Source organism: Herbiconiux sp. UC225_62 (assembly GCF_042694625.1).
In the GTDB taxonomy this organism is placed as follows: domain Bacteria; phylum Actinomycetota; class Actinomycetes; order Actinomycetales; family Microbacteriaceae; genus Herbiconiux.
On the sequence record NZ_CP170551.1, the window covers coordinates 317,207 to 334,844 of the forward strand.

At 68.2% G+C, this 17,638-nt stretch carries 17 protein-coding genes; 2 read left to right on the forward strand and 15 right to left on the reverse strand.

The genetic code is table 11. From position 1 onward, the window contains the following. Positions 1-6: 6 nt before the first annotated feature. From hisB to ACFJGU_RS01620, 3 genes are read right to left on the reverse strand one after another with little or no spacing between them, the layout of a single operon-like run. Complete coding sequence (gene hisB / locus ACFJGU_RS01610) at positions 7-615, reverse strand: imidazoleglycerol-phosphate dehydratase HisB (protein WP_382310231.1); 609 nt, start codon at positions 613-615, stop codon at positions 7-9. Further along, on the reverse strand, positions 605-1,720 hold the full coding sequence (locus tag ACFJGU_RS01615) for a histidinol-phosphate transaminase (protein WP_382307057.1): 1,116 nt from the start codon (positions 1,718-1,720) through the stop codon (positions 605-607). The genes hisB and ACFJGU_RS01615 overlap by 11 nt, the downstream gene beginning before the upstream one ends. A 10-nt stretch (positions 1,721-1,730) precedes the next feature. Beyond that, a complete protein-coding gene (locus tag ACFJGU_RS01620) occupies positions 1,731-2,099 on the reverse strand; it encodes a LysM peptidoglycan-binding domain-containing protein (protein WP_382307059.1) in 369 nt (122 codons plus the stop codon). Positions 2,100-2,344: 245 nt separating this feature from the next. On the opposite strand from ACFJGU_RS01620, the gene lexA reads away from it, so the two are divergent. Next, positions 2,345-3,019, forward strand: a complete 675-nt coding sequence (gene lexA / locus ACFJGU_RS01625) for a transcriptional repressor LexA (RefSeq protein ID WP_382307061.1) — start codon at positions 2,345-2,347, stop codon at positions 3,017-3,019. A 136-nt stretch (positions 3,020-3,155) separates the two neighbouring features. Here the strand turns inward: lexA and hflX are convergent, their stop codons facing one another. Continuing rightward, positions 3,156-4,700: a GTPase HflX gene (hflX, locus tag ACFJGU_RS01630; RefSeq protein WP_382307063.1), complete on the reverse strand. Its 1,545-nt coding sequence runs from the start codon at positions 4,698-4,700 to the stop codon at positions 3,156-3,158. A 40-nt stretch (positions 4,701-4,740) separates the two neighbouring features. Here hflX and ACFJGU_RS01635 point away from each other — a divergent pair, with 40 nt between their 5' ends. Further along, positions 4,741-5,364 carry a class I SAM-dependent methyltransferase gene (locus ACFJGU_RS01635; protein ID WP_382307065.1) on the forward strand — a complete coding sequence of 208 codons (624 nt, stop codon included), beginning with the start codon at positions 4,741-4,743 and terminating at the stop codon, positions 5,362-5,364. On the opposite strand, the gene dapF is transcribed toward ACFJGU_RS01635, so the two are convergent. The 11 genes from dapF to ACFJGU_RS01690 form a co-directional block, all read right to left on the reverse strand. After that, positions 5,361-6,239 carry a diaminopimelate epimerase gene (gene dapF, locus ACFJGU_RS01640; protein WP_382307066.1) on the reverse strand — a complete coding sequence of 293 codons (879 nt, stop codon included), beginning with the start codon at positions 6,237-6,239 and terminating at the stop codon, positions 5,361-5,363. The genes ACFJGU_RS01635 and dapF overlap by 4 nt on opposite strands. Positions 6,240-6,295: 56 nt before the next feature. Beyond that, positions 6,296-7,246, reverse strand: coding sequence for a tRNA (adenosine(37)-N6)-dimethylallyltransferase MiaA (gene miaA / locus ACFJGU_RS01645; protein ID WP_382307068.1), 951 nt, complete (start codon positions 7,244-7,246; stop codon positions 6,296-6,298). Between the two features lie 75 nt (positions 7,247-7,321). Next, positions 7,322-8,944 carry a tRNA (N6-isopentenyl adenosine(37)-C2)-methylthiotransferase MiaB gene (gene miaB / locus ACFJGU_RS01650; RefSeq protein WP_382307070.1) on the reverse strand — a complete coding sequence of 541 codons (1,623 nt, stop codon included), beginning with the start codon at positions 8,942-8,944 and terminating at the stop codon, positions 7,322-7,324. Between the two features lie 41 nt (positions 8,945-8,985). Then, positions 8,986-9,792: a regulatory protein RecX gene (locus ACFJGU_RS01655; protein WP_382307072.1), complete on the reverse strand. Its 807-nt coding sequence runs from the start codon at positions 9,790-9,792 to the stop codon at positions 8,986-8,988. 6 nt (positions 9,793-9,798) lie between these two features. Beyond that, entirely contained in the window at positions 9,799-10,887 is a 1,089-nt protein-coding gene (gene recA, locus ACFJGU_RS01660) for a recombinase RecA (RefSeq protein ID WP_382307074.1), read from the reverse strand. Between the two features lie 316 nt (positions 10,888-11,203). Next, a complete protein-coding gene (locus ACFJGU_RS01665) occupies positions 11,204-11,431 on the reverse strand; it encodes a DUF3046 domain-containing protein (protein WP_382307076.1) in 228 nt (75 codons plus the stop codon). Further along, positions 11,432-11,740 (reverse strand): helix-turn-helix domain-containing protein, encoded by a 309-nt coding sequence (locus tag ACFJGU_RS01670; protein WP_092556935.1) that lies wholly within the window; start codon positions 11,738-11,740, stop codon positions 11,432-11,434. A 144-nt stretch (positions 11,741-11,884) separates the two neighbouring features. Next, positions 11,885-12,397, reverse strand: a complete 513-nt coding sequence (locus ACFJGU_RS01675; RefSeq protein ID WP_382307078.1) for a CinA family protein — start codon at positions 12,395-12,397, stop codon at positions 11,885-11,887. Beyond that, the gene (gene pgsA, locus ACFJGU_RS01680) at positions 12,397-13,020 is read right to left on the reverse strand and encodes a CDP-diacylglycerol--glycerol-3-phosphate 3-phosphatidyltransferase (protein WP_382307080.1); all 624 of its coding nucleotides are present in this window, start codon (positions 13,018-13,020) and stop codon (positions 12,397-12,399) included. Before pgsA ends, ACFJGU_RS01675 begins: the two co-directional genes overlap by 1 nt. 5 nt (positions 13,021-13,025) lie before the next feature. After that, positions 13,026-15,869 carry a DNA translocase FtsK 4TM domain-containing protein gene (locus ACFJGU_RS01685; RefSeq protein WP_382307082.1) on the reverse strand — a complete coding sequence of 948 codons (2,844 nt, stop codon included), beginning with the start codon at positions 15,867-15,869 and terminating at the stop codon, positions 13,026-13,028. Between the two features lie 57 nt (positions 15,870-15,926). After that, positions 15,927-17,603, reverse strand: coding sequence for a ribonuclease J (locus tag ACFJGU_RS01690; protein ID WP_382307083.1), 1,677 nt, complete (start codon positions 17,601-17,603; stop codon positions 15,927-15,929). Positions 17,604-17,638: the final 35 nt, after the last annotated feature.

The following is a 17,638-nucleotide window of genomic DNA, read 5'->3' on the forward strand; positions in this document are numbered from 1 at the left end:
TCCGCATCACAGGGCCCCCTTGGTGGACGGCACACCGCTCACCAGCGGGTCGAGCGCCTTGGCCTGACGGAACGCCCGGGCGAACGCCTTGAACTCGGCCTCGGCGATGTGGTGCGGGTCACGACCCCCGAGCACGGTGATGTGCACGGTGAGCCCCGCGTTGAAGGTGATGGCCTCGAAGACGTGGCGCACCATGGCGCCCGTGAAGTGCCCGCCGATGAGGTGGAACTCGAAACCGGCCGCTTCGCCGGAGTGCACGAGGTAGGGACGCCCCGAGATGTCGACGACGGCCTGCACGAGCGCCTCGTCGAGCGGCACGAGGGCGTCGCCGAAGCGCGAGATGCCGGTCTTGTCACCGAGCGCCTGACGGATGGCCTGACCCAGCACGATCCCGACGTCTTCGACCGTGTGGTGCACATCGATCTCGATGTCGCCCTTCGCCCGCACGGTGAGGTCGGTGAGCGAGTGCTTCGCGAAGGCCGTGAGCAGGTGGTCGTAGAAGGGCACCGACGTCTGGATGTCGGACACGCCGGTTCCGTCGAGGTCGAGCGTGAGGTCGATCGACGACTCGCTCGTCTCCCGCCGGAGGTGCGCGGTGCGGGGTTCAGTCATGATCCGATCCTACCGACGGCGCGGTTCGGGCCGCTTCCGTGAGCTCGCGCATCGCGTCGAGGAACGCGGTGGTCTCGGCGCGGGTGCCGGCGCTCACGCGCAGGTGGTTCGGGATGCTGAGATTACGGATGATGATGCCGCGCTCGATCAGGCGGTCGAACAGCCACTCGGGGTCGTCGACCCCACCGAAGAGCACGAAATTCGAGGCGCTCGGCCAGGGCGAGTAGCCGAGTTCGGTCAGCCCGTCGATGATGCGGTCGCGCTGGGACTTGATGTCATCGACCATGGCCAGCATCTCGGGCGCGTGCGCCAGGGCGGCCACCGCGGCCGCCTGCGTGAGCGCGGACAGGTGATAGGGCAGGCGGACCAGGCGGAGCGCATCCGTCACAGCCGGATCGGCCGCCAGGTAACCGAGCCGGGCGCCCGCGAAGGCGAACGCCTTGCTCATGGTGCGGGAGACGATCAGGCGCGGACGACCTTCGAGCAGGGTCAGCGCATCCGGTTCGTCACTGGGCGTGAACTCCGCGTAGGCCTCGTCGACCACGACGATGCCGTCGGTCGCATCGTAGGCGGCCGCGATGGTGTCGAGGCCGAGCGCCGTGCCGGTGGGGTTGTTCGGCGAGCAGAAGAAGACGATGTCGGGCTTCGTGCGCTCGATCCAGGCGACGGCGGTCTCGGGCGAGATCTCGAAGCCCTCATCGCGCTCCCCCGCGATCCAGCGCGTGCCGGTGGCCGAGGCGATGATCGAGTGCATGGAGTACGTCGGAGGAAAGCCCAGCACCGAACGGCCCGGGCCGCCGAACGCCATCAGGATCTGCTGCAGCACCTCGTTGGAACCGTTGGCCGCCCAGATGTTCTCGCGCGTGAGGCCGTTGCCGAGGTAGCCGGCGAGCGAGTCGCGCAGGGCGGTGAACTCGCGGTCGGGGTAGCGGTTGACGGTGAGGAGTTCGCGGGCGATGGACTCGATGATGTCCCGCGCCACGTCTTCGGGAATCGGATGCGTGTTCTCGTTGACGTTCAGTTCCACCGGCAGGTGCAGGTGCGGAGCGCCGTAGGGGCTGAGACCGCGGAGGTCGTCTCGAATGGGCAGGTCATCGAGTGAAGTCACCCGAGGAATTCTACCGGTCGAGGTCGGCCGGAACCGCGATGCGCTGGCCTGGCTGCACCGATGACTCGTGCAGCTGGTTGAGGCTCATGATCTCGGCGATCACGTCGCGAGGGTCGGCATCCGGAGCGATCGTCTCGGCGATGCCCCAGAGGGTCTGCCCGGCCTGAACCGTCAGGTAGTCGAAATCAGCCGTGCCGGCGCTGCCCGTGGCGATAGCGGACCCGCCGCTGAACATCGCGAGCAGACCGAGCACGGTGATCACGGGGAAAGCGATCACCACGGCGAGGACCTTTCGACCGCGCGCCGTGATGCGGAGGCGCGGCGCCTGAGGGCGCGGCGCGGAAGCGGGGGCGGTGCGGAGAGGTGCTGCGATGCTCATGATTCCTCCTGAGGGTTTCGCACCGGCGCTCGGCCGGGAGCGCCGGTGCGAAGTTATGTTCCGAATGTATATTCGAATTTGGATGTCGTCAAGTCGAAAAAACTCCGATCATCTGCGACACACTCGAATTCATGTACGTTTTCGAGCAGTTCTCGGATACAGTTTCGATCAACAGGAGAACTCAATCACCAGCCACCGACATTGACGTGGTGACGGCGATCAGATCGACCAGAAAGCAGGTAGACGTGGCGAACGACGCGGGCCGCACCCGGCGGCGCAAGAGCCTCAGCGACAAGCAGCTCGCGATCCTCGACGTCATCCAGCGCTCGGTGATCGCGCGCGGCTACCCGCCGAGCATGCGCGAGATCGGCGACGCCGTGGGGCTGTCATCGCTGTCCAGCGTCACCCATCAGCTCAACCAGCTGGAACTGAGCGGCTACCTCCGGCGCGACCCCAATCGGCCGCGCGCGATGGAGGTGCTGATCGACGTTCCCGGCGTGGAGGCGAATCCGTCACCGGACATCGACTCCGCTCCCCCGGTGGGCGACGCCACGCTCGTCCCCCTGGTGGGCCGCATCGCCGCCGGCATCCCGATCACGGCGGAGCAGCAGGTCGACGAGGTCTTCCCCCTCCCCCGCCAGCTCGTCGGCAACGGCGACCTCTTCATGCTGAAGGTCGTCGGCGAGTCGATGATCGACGCGGCGATCTGCGACGGCGACTGGGTGGTCATCCGGCAGCAGAACACGGCGGAGAACGGCGACATCGTGGCCGCCATGCTCGACGAGGAGGCGACCGTGAAGGTCTTCCGTCAGCGCGACGGGCACACCTGGCTGCTCCCTCGCAACAGCAACTTCGAGCCCATCCTCGGCGACTTCGCCACCGTCCTCGGCAAGGTCGTGGCGGTGCTGCGGGCGGTCTGAGCCGGCGCACCTGTTCAGAAACGCAAACGTCGCTCCAGCCGGCCCCGCAGGGGGCTCGTATGGAGCGACGTTTGCGTTTTAGGACACCGAACGGAAGCCCGGGGGCGCACAGGCGCATCCCGGGCTTCCGGCACGATCAGTGAGTGACCGCGAACTCTCCCAGACGTTCCTCGAACTCCGGGTTCACGAGGGCGCGCACATGCGTGCCCGCTTCCTCGTACTCCGTGCTGAGGACGGTGTTCTTCTCGTGCAGCAGGGTGACGACGTCGCCGCGCCCGTAGGGCACGAGCAGGTCGACCTCGACGGTCGGTCGTGGCAGAAGCTCATCGATCGCCGCCAGCAACTCCGCGATGCCCTCGCCTGTTCGAGCCGACACGAAGATCGCATTCGGTTCGAGCCCGCGCAGCACCAGCCGGTCGTCAGGCGACACCAGGTCGCTCTTGTTGAACACCACGATCTCCGGGATGCCGCGCGCCCCGGCGTCGCCGAGCACGTCGCGCACCGTCGTGATCTGGCTGGCGGGATCGGGGTGCGATCCGTCGACCACGTGCACGACGACATCCGAATCGGCCACCTCTTCGAGGGTCGACCGGAACGCCTCGACGAGCTGGTGCGGCAGCTGCCGCACGAAGCCCACGGTGTCGGCCAGGGTGTAGGGCCGGCCGTCGGCGGTCGACGACTTGCGCACCGTGGCGTCAAGGGTCGCGAACAGCGCGTTCTCGACCAGGACGCCCGCGCTCGTCACGCGGTTGAGCAATGACGACTTGCCGGCGTTGGTGTACCCGGCGATCGCCACGCTCGGCACGGCGTTGCGTTTGCGGTTGGCCCGCTTCGCGTCGCGCGCCGGCTTCATCTCCTTGATCTGCTTGCGCAGCTTGGCCATGCGGGTGTGGATGCGACGGCGGTCGAGTTCGATCTTCGTCTCACCCGGTCCGCGCGAGCCCATTCCGGCGCCCGCGCCGCCCACCTGACCACCGGCCTGGCGGGACATCGACTCACCCCATCCGCGGAGTCGCGGAAGGAGGTATTCGAGTTGCGCGAGTTCGACCTGCGCCTTGCCCTCGCGGCTCTTGGCGTGCTGGCTGAAGATGTCGAGGATCACGGCCGTGCGGTCGATCACCTTCACCTTCACCACGTCTTCGAGCGCACGACGCTGGCTCGGGGCCAGTTCGGTGTCGGCGATCACGGTGTCGGCGCCGAGGGACTGCACGATGGCGCGCAACTCCTCGGCCTTGCCCTTGCCGAAATAGGTGCTCGGGTCGGGATGCGGCCGGCGCTGCAGCAGACCGTCGAGGACGACGGCCCCCGCGGTCTCGGCGAGAGCGGCGAGCTCGTGCAACGAGTTCTCCGCGTCGCTCAGCGTGCCCTGCGAGTAGACGCCGATGATGACGACGTTCTCGAGCCGCAACTGGCGGTACTCGACCTCGGTGACGTCTTCGAGCTCGGTGGAGAGCCCGGCGACGCGCCGGAGCGATTGACGGTCTTCGCGGTCGAACTGGTCGCCGTCGTAGCCGGCACCCGGCGCATCTGCGGTCTCCGGGCGCTGGAGCGCCTGCGCCGAACCGGTGGCGAACAGCGAATAGCCGCTCGACCGGGTCTCGGCGCTCGACAGCACGCGGGCGACGACGTCGTCGGTGGTGTGCGTGGTGATGTCCGTGTCGACGGACTCATGGTCTGACATTGCAGCCAAGACTAGCCTCCTTGTTTGCTAGATTCCCTCTATGGATGGCGAGCACTACTTCTCTGCGCAACCGGCGGGAGAACTCTCCCTCCGTGAGATCGACGTCACCCTGGCCGGCGCTCCCTACCGCCTCACGACGGCGTCGGGCATCTTCAGCCCCGAACGGATCGACACCGGCACCCAGGTTCTGCTCGCGAACGTGCCCACTCCTCCGCCCGGCGGGAATCTGCTGGATCTCGGATGCGGATGGGGGCCGATCGCACTCTCACTGGCCCTGGAATCACCGCATGCGACGGTGTGGGCGGTCGACGTGAACGAGCGCGCTCTGGATCTGGTTCGCAGGAATTCTCACATCATGGGTCTCGAGAATATCAACGCCTGCCGCCCCGAGGATGTTCCCGATGGTCTCGGATTCATGACGATCTGGTCGAATCCGCCCATCCGAGTGGGCAAAGAGGTGCTTCACTCGATGATGCGCTCCTGGCTTCCGCGGCTCGAGGCGGGGGCGGATGCCTGGCTCGTCGTGCAGAAGAACCTCGGCTCGGATTCGCTGCAGCGCTGGCTCGACGCCGAGTTCCCGGGACTCTCGGTGAGCCGGACGGCCACGAGCAAAGGGTTCCGCGTGCTGCGGGTGCGCAACAGAGGTACGGCGGGCGCCAGCTAGATCGCGAGATCGCCCTCGTAGACGAGCTCGGCCGGCCCCGAGAGGGCGACGTGCTCGCCGTCTTCGGTGGGGAACATCCGCACACCCAGCACACCGCCGGGCACCGCCACGCTCCAGTTGTTGGGCGCGCCCTCGCCCGCCCAGTAGCGCGTGGCCAGGGCGGCCGCCGCAGCGCCCGTGCCGCACGAGAGCGTCTCGCCGCTCCCCCGCTCGTGCACGCGCATCCGGATGTGGCCGACGCCGTCGCGCACGAGCGGCTCGCCCGGCACCACGAACTCGACGTTCGCGCCGTCGATGGGCGCGGGCTCGAGGTGCGGAATGAAGGTGAGGTCGGCCTCATCGAGCTCGTCGTCGTCGGCTAGGGCCACGACAACGTGCGGATTGCCGATGTTGATACCGAGTCCGGGGCGGGCCACCTGGAGGTTCTTCGCGCGCACGAGCGGTTCGCCACCGTCGAGCTTCCACCGGCCGAGGTCGACCTGGAAGCCGAGCTTGTTCAGCTGCACGTCGCGCACGCCGCCGCGAGTGCCGATCACCAGCGTCTCGCCCGGGGCCAGCGTGGCCAGTCCGTTGTCGAGCAGGTAGCGGGCGTAGACCCGGATGCCGTTGCCGCACATCTCCGAGAGCGAGCCGTCGGCGTTGTAGTAGTCCATGAACCACTCGGCCGCGTCGTCTTCGGCCAGCGCCGCTGCGCCCGCGTCGAGGCTGCGGGAGCGGACGACCCGGAGGATGCCGTCGGCGCCCACGCCGAAGTGCCGGTCGCAGATCGCGGCGATCTGGGTGGGGCTGAGGTCGATCTCGCCGTCGGGGTCGGTGAAGAGCACGAAGTCGTTTCCGGTGCCCTGGCCCTTGGTGAAGTGGAGGTCGGCTGGCATGCCTCAAGTCTAGGGGCGCGGTGAGTGCGCTCGGCCCGGGCGGCGTGGGCCTCGGGTCATCCGGAACGGGCGGCGAGGACGGCGACGGCACGGGCGAGGGCGGCAGCGACGCTCTGCGGTTCGAGTGCATCGGCCTCGATCGCCTCGGGGTAGCGCTTGAACCAGCTCACCTGGCGGCGGGCGTAGCGGCGGGTGAGCGCTTGCGCCTCGGCGATCGCCTCCGCTTCACTCATGGTGCCGTCGAACTGGGCGAGCGCCTGCGCGTAGCCGATCGCGCGCGCGGCGGTGGTGCCCTCGCGGAGGCCGCGGCTCTGCAGGGCTTCGACCTCCGACACCAGCCCGGCCGCCCACATCCGCTCCACCCGAGCATCGAGTCGGGGCACGAGCTCGGCGCGTTCGACGCCGAGCCGGATGATGCTGGTCGGGCGCCGGAGCACGGGCGCCTCGGGCAAGGTGCCGGTGACGGGGCTGCCGGTGAGCTCGACGACCTCCAGGGCGCGCACCAGGCGTCGGCCGTTGAACTGGCCGATCGAGGTCGCGGCATCCGGATCGATCGCCTTCAGACGGTCGTACATCGTCCTCGCGCCGAGCTCGCTGAGTTCCGCTTCGAGGCGCGCCCGGACGCCGTCGTCGCGGGCGGGGAAGCGGAAGTCGTAGAGCACCGAGGAGACGTAGAGGCCGGAGCCGCCCACCAGGATCGCCGTCCGTCCGCGGGCGACGATGTCGTCGATCACCGCCCGCGCCTCGCGCTGATAAGCGGCCACGGATGCTTCGTCAGTGACCTCGAGGACGTCGAGCAGGTGGTGCGGGATGCCCCGCCGCTCAGCCACGCTCAGCTTCGCCGTGCCGATGTCCATGCCGCGGTAGAGCTGCATCGCGTCGGCGTTGACGATCTCCGCAGCACCGCCGAGCGCCGCTATCCGTTCGGCGATGTCGAGCGACAGATCGGACTTCCCGGTGCCGGTCGCGCCGACGACCGCGATGACATCCACCGGAGTGGCGCTCACGTCGACTCCCTCGTGCGGCGCGGACCGAGGACGACCGGCTGCGGGCCGGCGGGCGGAGCAGCGGACATATCCGTGCTACCCGCGCAGATCGTCGGTGGAGCTGTAGATCGGGATGGTGGTGACTCGGTCGCCGTCGACGCCCGGGGCGCCGACCCGGAGGCCAGGCAGCCCGAGCGACACGCGGCCCGGTGCGGATGCCGCCGCGGCGCCGTCTCCCGCAGGCGCCGGCACGGCGCACGACGCCGCTTCCGCGCGATCCCAGGCATCTCCGGCACGGGTGCGTCGGACGGTGAGCGGCGACCCGTCGCTGTCAGCGATCAGGTGGAAGGGTGCCGCCTGCGTGACCGTGACCGTGACGACGTCTCCCGGCCGCGGTCGAGCTGAACCCTCGGGGAGTTCGAAGTGCACGAGCCGGCTGTCGCGGGCGCGCCCGCTCAGTCGATGCGTCTCGGAGTCCTTGCGCCCTTCGCCGTTCGCCACGACCAGTTCGACCTGGGTTCCGATCAGCTTCTGGTTCTCTTCGAAGGAGATCCGCTCTTGCAGTGCGATCAGACGCTCGTAGCGCTCCTGCACCACCTCGTGCGGAACCTGGTCGGGCAGCGTGGCGGCCGGGGTTCCCGGTCGGATGGAGTACTGGAACGTGAACGCGGAGGCGAACCGCGCCTCCGCGACAACGCGCATCGTCTCGAGGAAGTCCTCCTCGGTCTCGCCGGGGAAGCCCACGATGATGTCGGTGGTGATAGCCGCGTTCGGGATCTTCTCCCGCACCCGGTCGAGGATGCCGAGGAACTTCGCCGATCGGTAGGACCGCCGCATTGCCCTGAGGATGCGATCGGACCCGGACTGCAGCGGCATGTGCAACTGCGGCATGACCGACGGGGTCTCCGCCATCGCGTCGATCACGTCATCGGTGAACGCCGCCGGATGCGGACTGGTGAAGCGGATGCGCTCCAGCCCTTCGATCTGACCCGCGGCGCGCAGGAGCTTGCCGAACGCGAACCGGTCGCCGAACTCGACCCCGTAGGAGTTGACGTTCTGCCCGAGGAGTGTGACCTCGATGGCCCCGTCGTCGACGAGGGACTGGAGCTCGGCGAGCACCTCGCCCGGCCGCCGGTCTTTCTCCTTGCCACGGAGGGAGGGCACGATGCAGAAGGTGCAGGTGTTGTTGCACCCGACCGAGATGGAGACCCAGCCGCTGTAGGTGGAGTCGCGCTTGGTGGGCAAGGTCGACGGGAAGGTCTCGAGCGACTCGAGGATCTCGATCTGTGCCTCGTCGTTGTGGCGCGCCCGCTCGAGCAGACTAGGCAGGGCCCCCATGTTGTGGGTTCCGAACACGACGTCGACCCAGGGCGCCTTGTCGAGGATGACGTTCTTGTCTTTCTGCGCCAGGCAGCCACCCACGGCGATCTGCATGCCCTCGTGCCGCCGCTTCACCGACGCCAGGTGTCCGAGGTTGCCGTAGAGCTTGTTGTCCGCGTTCTCGCGCACAGCACAGGTGTTGATGACCACGACGTCGGCCTCGGCGCCGTCGGCCTGCACGTAGCCGGCCGCCTCGAGCGATCCGCTCAGCCGTTCCGAATCGTGCACGTTCATCTGGCAACCGAAGGTGCGGACCTCGTAGGTGCGCGCCCGCCCGGACGCGTCACGGGACGCATCCGACGGCGCGATGACGGTGGGGGCTTCGCTGACGGTGCTCATGGTGCGTCTATTCTACGAACGCTCGCCTTGAACGCTGACCGTCAGCGGAATCGCGGACCGCCGGAGCCCTTGCGCTCTGCCAAGGCGCGCCGCGTGACCTCGCGCACGACCCCCGACGTGTAACCCCGTCGCGTGAGGAACCCGATCAGCCGGCGTTCGGCCGTGACGTCGTCGTAGGACGACAGCTGGCCGGCCCGTTTCACTGCGGCCTCCAGCGCACGATCGAACTCTTCCCCCTCGTCGAGCTGCTCGAGCGCCGCCTGTACGTAGGCGGCCGGGATCTTGCGCGCCATGAGCTCACGGGAGATGACGGAACGGCTCTTGTGGTTGCGCTCGCTCAGACGCTCGACCAGGGACTCCGCCAGCGCGAGATCGTCGAGGTAGCCCAGCTCTTCATACCGAGCCACGAGCACCACCGCCTCTTCGTCGGAGGCGCCCTGAGCCATCAGCAGCGCATGCGTCTCGTCGGCCGACAGCTGGCGACGCCCGAGAGCGCGGATGACCGTGTCACTCACCCGCTCCAGTCGCTCTTCGTCGCTGATCTCCTGCACGACCGGCAACACGGCGACCGGCGCGAGTGTCGTCACGGCCGAGAGCGTGGCCGGCCTGCGAACGGAGTCGGCCGGCGAGTCTGCCGGGGCGGCCGGAGCTTCGGGGGTGCGGGCCCTCGCGGCCGGATGGTTCTTCGATGGCCGACCCTCCGTGGCGTCGGTCGGCGCCGAGTACCACTCCTCGGCCGGCGAACCGTCACGGGTCGTGACCTCGGTCTCCACCTCAGCCCCGGACCCGGGCGCCGCAGCGCGACCGCGCCCCCGACGCACCGAGTCCAGGCTGATGATGTCGTTCATCGGAGACTAGGCACCCTTCCGGGCTGCGATCTTCGGCTGAATCGGATCGACCGTGGCAGCACCGGCCGCTGCCGCCGACGCGATAGCAGCCGCGCCGGCTTCACCGATGCCGAGCTTGGCGAGGATCTTGTTCTCGATCTCCAGCGCGATGTCGGGGTTCTCGCTCAGGAACCGGCGCGAATTCTCCTTGCCCTGGCCGAGCTGGTCGCCGTCGTAGGTGTACCAGGCACCCGACTTGCGCACGATCTCGTGCTCGACACCGAAGTCGATCAGGCTGCCCTCGCGGGAGATGCCGACGCCGTAGAGGATGTCGAACTCGGCCTGCTTGAAGGGCGGCGCCATCTTGTTCTTCACGACCTTGACGCGGGTGCGGTTACCGACCGCCTCGGTGCCCTCCTTGAGGGTCTCGATGCGACGGATGTCGAGTCGCACCGACGCGTAGAACTTCAGCGCCTTACCACCGGCGGTGGTCTCGGGGCTGCCGAAGAAGACACCGATCTTCTCGCGCAGCTGGTTGATGAAGATCATCGTGGTGTTGGTCTGGCTGAGCCCACCGGTGAGCTTGCGGAGCGCCTGCGACATGAGGCGGGCCTGCAGACCCACGTGCGAGTCACCCATCTCGCCCTCGATCTCGGCTCGGGGCACGAGCGCGGCGACGGAGTCGATGACGATCAGGTCGATGGAGCCGGAACGCACCAGCATGTCGGCGATCTCGAGCGCCTGCTCCCCCGTGTCGGGCTGCGAGACCAGGAGGGCGTCGATGTCGACCCCGAGCTTCTTCGCGTACTCCGGGTCGAGCGCGTGCTCCGCGTCGATGAAGGCGGCGATGCCGCCGGCGCGCTGTGCGTTGGCGATGGCGTGCAAGGTCAACGTGGTCTTACCCGACGACTCCGGGCCGTAGATCTCCACGATGCGCCCGCGCGGCAGGCCGCCGATGCCGAGCGCGACATCCAGCGCGATCGACCCGGTCGGGACGACCTCGACGGGGGCGCGCTCGTCGCTGCCGAGCCGCATGACCGATCCCTTGCCGAACTGGCGGTCGATCTGGGCGAGTGCTGTTTCCAGGGCCTTCTCACGATTTGCATCTGACGGCATTTCGGTCTCCTTCAATCGGTTGCGGCCTCGTCGGCTGCGTCGGTGTGCCCACAGGCTGTCGTGTGCGTCCGAGAGTGTTTCCGGATGGCAACGACAAGGCGTTCACGGGAAGTTCGTCGAACGAGACCCACGGTACGGACACCGTCCGACATCGAAGTCGCCGGCATCCGATCTGTGGAGAACTTCTGGGAATCTCCCGATGTGCAGAACACTACCCGCTTCCGAACATATCTTCGAGAGATTCCCGGCGTGTCCCGACCGATCTTCGAATGCCGTGCGGGCGCGAAAAGGCCCCGGACGCATCCGGGGCCTCATTTCAGCTTCGGGGTTGAGCGGGAAGTCCCGCTCCGTGCCACCGTGCCTGCGGCACATCAGCCGCTCGGCAGACCGCGAGCCACACCTCTCGCGGGGAGATACCTGCCTTCAGAGCGGCTTGGGGACTTCGATCACCGAGTTCCACGAGCACGAGGTCGTTGGTGACGACGTGTCCGTAGGCTTCACCGAACTCGTCGACGATCGCCTGACGGAATTCGCTGAGTCGCAATCAGCGAACCACGAGGTCGGCGTCGAAGTCGGCAACGAACTCGTCGGGAATCGTGTCGGGGATCGGATCGATGCCCTCGACGATGGCGAGACGATCGCCCACCTCGCGCATGATGACGGAGATCGGGGTGTCGAGTGCCTCCGCGACCGAGGCGAGGATCTCGCTCGAGGCCTCTTTCTGACCTCGCTCGACCTCGCTCAGGTAGCCGAGCGCAACGCTCGCCTTACTTGCCACTTGACGAAGGGTGCGGCCCTTCTGCAGGCGGAAGTCCCGAAGCACGTCGCCGATTTCCTGACGAACTAGAATCACTGGACCCTCCTTGCGTTCCCGTCACGGTCAATTCCGAGTGGCATCCGAACCGGCCTCTCGGCTGTGGTTCGTAGCAGAAACTCTAAACGACTGGGACTGGACATATCTTGTGAATGACATCAGATGTAACGAGATCGAAACGCGTCACATTCCCGCGCCCGTGCTTGACAGGGATTCTTCCAGGAAACCGAGCGCTTCGCGCACGACGGCCGCTCGGACAGTGTTGCGGTCGCCGTCGAGCTGAAGGGCGAAGCTCCGCACCGAGCCGCCGACGGCGACGCCGACGAAGGCGGTGCCCGGCGGATGTCCGTCCTGCGCATCCGGGCCGGCCACGCCCGTCGTCGAGATTCCGATCTCCGGTTCGACGCCGTCGAGCGCGAGGGCGGTGCGCACTCCCACGGCCATCTGCCGAGCGACATCCGGATGCACCGGACCGTGCGCGGCGAGCACCTCGGCGTCGACGCCGAGCACGCTGTGCTTGATGCGCGTGTCATAGGCCACCACTCCCCCGCGGAGCACGACGGATGCGCCCGGCACCGCCACGAAGGCGGCCGTCAGCAGTCCGCCGGTGAGCGACTCCGCCACCGCGAGGGTGACGTGACGCGCCGTCAGCGCCGCGACGATGCGCTCGGCCCGCGCATCCGGCCCGTCGCTCATCAGGACGCCGGCGGGACGGTGTGCGCGGGCGGCGGCGTGCGGTTCAGCCGCCACGCCTGCACGAGGTAGTCGATGCCGGTGACAACGGTGAGGATCAGGGCCAGCGCCATGAACACGGCGTTGACCCAGTTCACCCAGTCGCCGAGGAGGCTCGGGAAGGGCAGCAGGGCGAGCGAGATGGCGATGGACTGCACCAGCGTCTTCAGCTTGCCGCCCCGGGAGGCGGGGATGACGCGATCCGACAGCTGCACGAAACGCCACACCGTGATGCCGATCTCGCGCACGAGGATGACGATGGTCACCCACCAGGGCAGTTCCGCCAGGATCGAGAGGCCCACCAGCGCGGCCCCGGTGAGCACCTTGTCGGCGATCGGATCGAGCAGCTTGCCGAGGTCGGTGACGAGGTTGCGGCTGCGCGCGATGTGCCCGTCGATGCCGTCGGTGGCGATGGCGAGGATGAACAGCACCGCCGCCGCCCACCGGAGCCAGCCGTCCTGCCCGTCGTCGACGAGCAGCATGATGAAGAAGACGGGCGCCAGCAGGATGCGGACCACCGTGATCGCGTTCGGGAGATTCCAGTTGCTCGGCTTGGGCAGCGCCGTTTCAGCCCCGTTGTCCGCCACCGCGATCACTCCCTGCCGGTCAGCCCCCAGGCGTCCTCGTCCGAGTCGCCGTCCACTTCAGGGTACTGGTCGAGCGAGTCCGACGGATACGGGTTGTGGCCCGAGGCGACGCCGGCGCCGGACGACGAGGGTGCGGCTGCGGGTGCCGACGGCGCTCCGCCGCCGCTTTCGCCGCGCAGCATCGCGAGCACCTCGGGCAGCTGCTCGGCCGTGACCAGCACGTCGCGCGCCTTCGACCCCTCCGAGGGGCCGACGATCTCGCGCGACTCGAGCAGATCCATCAGGCGGCCGGCCTTCGCGAACCCGACCTTGAGCTTGCGCTGGAGCATCGAGGTGGAACCGAACTGCGTGTTCACCACGAGCTCGGCCGCCGCGAGCAGCACCTCGAGGTCGTCGCCGATGTCGGAATCGATGTTCTTCTTCTCGGCGGCCGAGACGGCCACGTCGTCGCGGTACTCCGGGCGGGCCTGGCGGGTGACGTGCTCGACGACCTTGGCGATCTCGGCCTCGCTCACCCACGCGCCCTGCACCCGGATCGACTTCGACGACCCCATCGGCAGGAACAGCGCGTCGCCCTGGCCGATGAGCTTGTCGGCGCCCGGCTGGTCGAGGATGACGCGGGAGTCGGTGACGCTGGTCACCGCGAAGGCGAGGCGCGAGGGCACGTTGGCCTTGATGAGGCCGGTCACCACGTCGACCGACGGGCGCTGGGTGGCGAGCACCAGGTGGATGCCGGAGGCACGCGCGAGCTGGGTGATCCGCACGATCGAGTCCTCGACGTCGCGCGGGGCCACCATCATCAGGTCGGCGAGCTCGTCGACCACCACGAGCAGGTACGGGTAGGGCTTCAGCACGCGCTGGGATGCCGGCGGGAGCTGGATCTCGTCGTTGATCACCGCGCGGTTGAAGTCGTCGATGTGCCGGAACCCGAAGCTCTCCAGGTCGTCGTAGCGCATGTCCATCTCTTTCACGACCCAGGAGAGGGCTTCGGCGGCCTTCTTCGGGTTCGTGATGATGGGGGTGATGAGGTGCGGCACACCCTGGTAGGCGGTGAGCTCGACGCGCTTGGGGTCGATGAGCACCATGCGCACCTCGCTGGGCTTCGCGCGCATGAGGATCGAGGTGACCATCGAGTTCACGAAGCTCGACTTCCCCGAGCCGGTCGAGCCGGCCACGAGGAGGTGCGGCATCTTCGCGAGGTTGGCGAGCACGAACTTGCCCTCGACGTCCTTGCCCACGCCGATCGTCATCGGGTGCGTGTCGTTCATGGCCTTCGAGGAGCGGAGCACGTCGCCGAGCACCACCGTCTCGCGGTCGGTGTTCGGGATCTCGATGCCGATGGCGCTGCGACCCGGGATCGGCGAGAGGATGCGCACCTCGTTCGACGCGACCGCGTAGGCGAGGTTCTTGCTGAGGGCGGTGACGCGCTCGACCTTGACGCCCTGGCCGAGCTCGATCTCGTAACGCGTGACGGTGGGCCCGCGGGAGAACCCGGTGACCGCCGCGTCGACGGAGAACTGCTTGAGCACATCCGTGATCGCGCGGACGATCTCGTCGTTCGCCTCCGACCGTGCTTTGGCGGGACCGCCGGCCACGAGGTTGGCCGCCGACGGAAGACGGTAGTTCGCGGCATCCCGCTCGCGTGCGGCGGCGAGGGTGAACGCGTCGTCGGCCGCGGCCGTCTCGTCGACGGGTGTGGTGGGCAGCGGGGTGCCGGAGAAGGCAGGAAGGGCCTCGGTACCTTCGTCGTCGAGGAGGCCGGTCGCCGATGGCCGCCCGGGCAGGATCTCGCCGGTGACGCGCTTGATGGCGAGCTCGGCCGCCTCCATGTCGTCGAGGAGTCCGTTGCCGAAGCTCTCGGTGGTGACGATGTCGGCGGCGCGCTCGAAGGCGCCGTTGTCTTCGGGGGGCGCGGTGCGGTCGACCACGCGGGGCGCCATGAGCGGCGTGTCGAACTCGGGGTCGACCTCGCGCTGGTTCTTGTTGCGGCGCCACCACGGCAGCGCCCCGTCGTCGTCGCTGCTGCGGTCGGCGTCGAAGTCGAGCATGTCGTCGACGGAGCCGGTGGAGTTCTTCTTGCCCTTCGGCGCCTTGGCCTCACGCGGCTCGTCGGGTTCGGGGGCAGGGGCCCCGAACAGGTAAGCGTAGAGCTCCCGGATGCGACGACCGAGCTTGTTCGGCGGCGTCTTGGTGATGATGAACAACGACAGCGCTGCGAACACGACCATGACGATGGTGGCGCCGATCGGCGTGATGAGTGCGACGAGCGGAGCGGCCACGATCCAGCCGAGAACACCGCCCGCCACGGCGAGCCCGTCGATGCCGGCCGCGGGGTCGGGGGTGCCGCCGAAGATGTGGCAGAGGCCCGAGACGGAGACCAGGAAGACGGCGAGTCCGATGCCGATGCGCCCGTTGTCGTTGACCGAGCTCGGATGCCGGAACAGCCACAGCGCGAGCAACAGGAGGATGACCGGGAGCGCGTAGGAGACGCGACCGAACAGGCCGCCGAAGGTCCACGCGCTGAGCGAGCCGGCCACGGCGTTCGACGCGAGGAACCATTCGACCAACGCGCCGGCCACGGCGAGGAGGAAGATCAGGAAGGGGAAGCCGTCGCGGCGCTCCTCCTTCTCGAGCTTCTCAGGGCCGAAGGCACGAGCGGCGCCCCCCACCACGTGAGCGAGGGCGAGCCACCCGCGCGTGATGACGCCGGGGCCCTCGTGCTCGGTGAGCGCGGGGTACTTCACGGTCTTCTGGGTGGCGGTGCGGGAGGGCGTGGCGCGCCCCTTCGCCGCCGACCCGCGCGCCGGAGTGGCCCGGGATCGGGGCGTGGACTTGCTACTCGTGGCCATGCTTTCACGCTACCTTTCGACCCCCGCGGAGGTGTGGGTGCCGCGCCGGGCGTGACCTTACGCTTCGATGACCAGCGGCACGATCATGGGGCGGCGGCGGTAGCTCGTGTTGACCCAGCGCCCGACCGTGCGGCGCACGACCTGCTGGAGGGCATAGGGCTCGCGCACACCGTTCTGGGCCGCCTCGGTGAGGGCGGCGCTGATCTTCGGCTTGACCGCGTCGAACACCCGCTCGTCTTCCGCGAATCCCTTGGCGTGGATCTCCGGGCCCACCACGATGCGCCCGGTCTGCGCCTCCACCACGACGATGATCGAGATGAAGCCCTCTTCGCCGAGGATGCGGCGGTCTTTGAGGTCGGCATCCGTGATCTCGCCGACGGTCGACCCGTCGACGTAGACGTAGCCGAGGTCGTGCTGGCCGACGACCTTCGCGACGCCGTTCTTCAGGTCGATGACGGTGCCGTCCTCGGCGATGAAGGTGTTCTCGGCCGGCACACCGGTCTCGATGGCGAGCTTCTGGTTGGCCACCAGGTGGCGGTACTCGCCGTGCACGGGCAGCACGTTCTTGGGTTTCAGGATGTTGTAGCAGTAGAGCAGCTCGCCCGCGGCCGCGTGGCCGGAGACGTGCACCTTCGCGTTGCCCTTGTGGATGACGTTGGCGCCGAGCTTGGTGAGCCCGTTGATGACCCGGTAGACCGCGTTCTCGTTGCCCGGGATGAGGCTCGAGGCGAGGATGACGGTGTCGCCCTCGCCCACCTCGATCTGGTGCTCGAGGTTCGCCATCCGCGACAGCACGGCCATCGGCTCGCCCTGCGATCCGGTGGACATGTAGACGATCTTGTCGTCGGGGATGTCGCCGGCCTTCTTGAAGTCGACCAGGACGCCCTCGGGCACCTTGAGGTAGCCGAGATCGGCCGCGATCGTCATGTTGCGCACCATGGAGCGCCCGAGCAGCGCCACCCGGCGACCGTGCGCGTGGGCGGCATCCAGCACCTGCTGCACGCGGTGCACGTGGCTCGAGAAGCTCGCCACGATGACCCGGCGGGGTGCGCGCTCGATGATCGACTCGAGCACCGGTCCGATGTCGCGCTCGAGCGGGGTGAATCCGGGAACGTCGGCGTTCGTGGAGTCGACTAGGAAGAGGTCGACTCCCGCTTCGCCCAGGCGCGCGAAGGCGCGCAGGTCGGTGAGGCGGTCGTCGAGCGGCAGCTGGTCCATCTTGAAGTCGCCGGTGTGCAGCACGACGCCCGCGGGGGTCTTGATGGCCACGGCCAGCGCGTCCGGGATCGAGTGGTTCACGGCCACGAACTCGCACTCGAAGGGGCCGAGGTTCTCGACCTGACCCTCCGTGACGTCGAAGGTGTACGGCGTGATGCGGTGCTCCTTGAGCTTCGCCTCGACCAGCGCCAGGGTGAGTGCCGACCCGATGAGCGGGATGTCTTCGCGCAGCTTCAGCAGGTAGGGCACGGCGCCGATGTGGTCTTCGTGGCCGTGCGTGAGCACGATGCCCACGACATCCTGCAACCGGTCGCGCACGATGCTGAAGTCGGGCAGGATCAGGTCGACGCCGGGCTGGTTCTCCTCGGGGAAGAGCACCCCGCAGTCGACGATGAGCAGCTTGCCCTCGTATTCGAACACGGTCATGTTGCGACCGATCTCGCCGAGCCCGCCCACGGGGGTGACTCGGAGTGTTCCGGCCTGGAGCGCCGGCGGTTCTGCTATCGGGCTTTGCATGGGCCCTCCTCGGTTGTCGTGCATGCGGTTGTCGT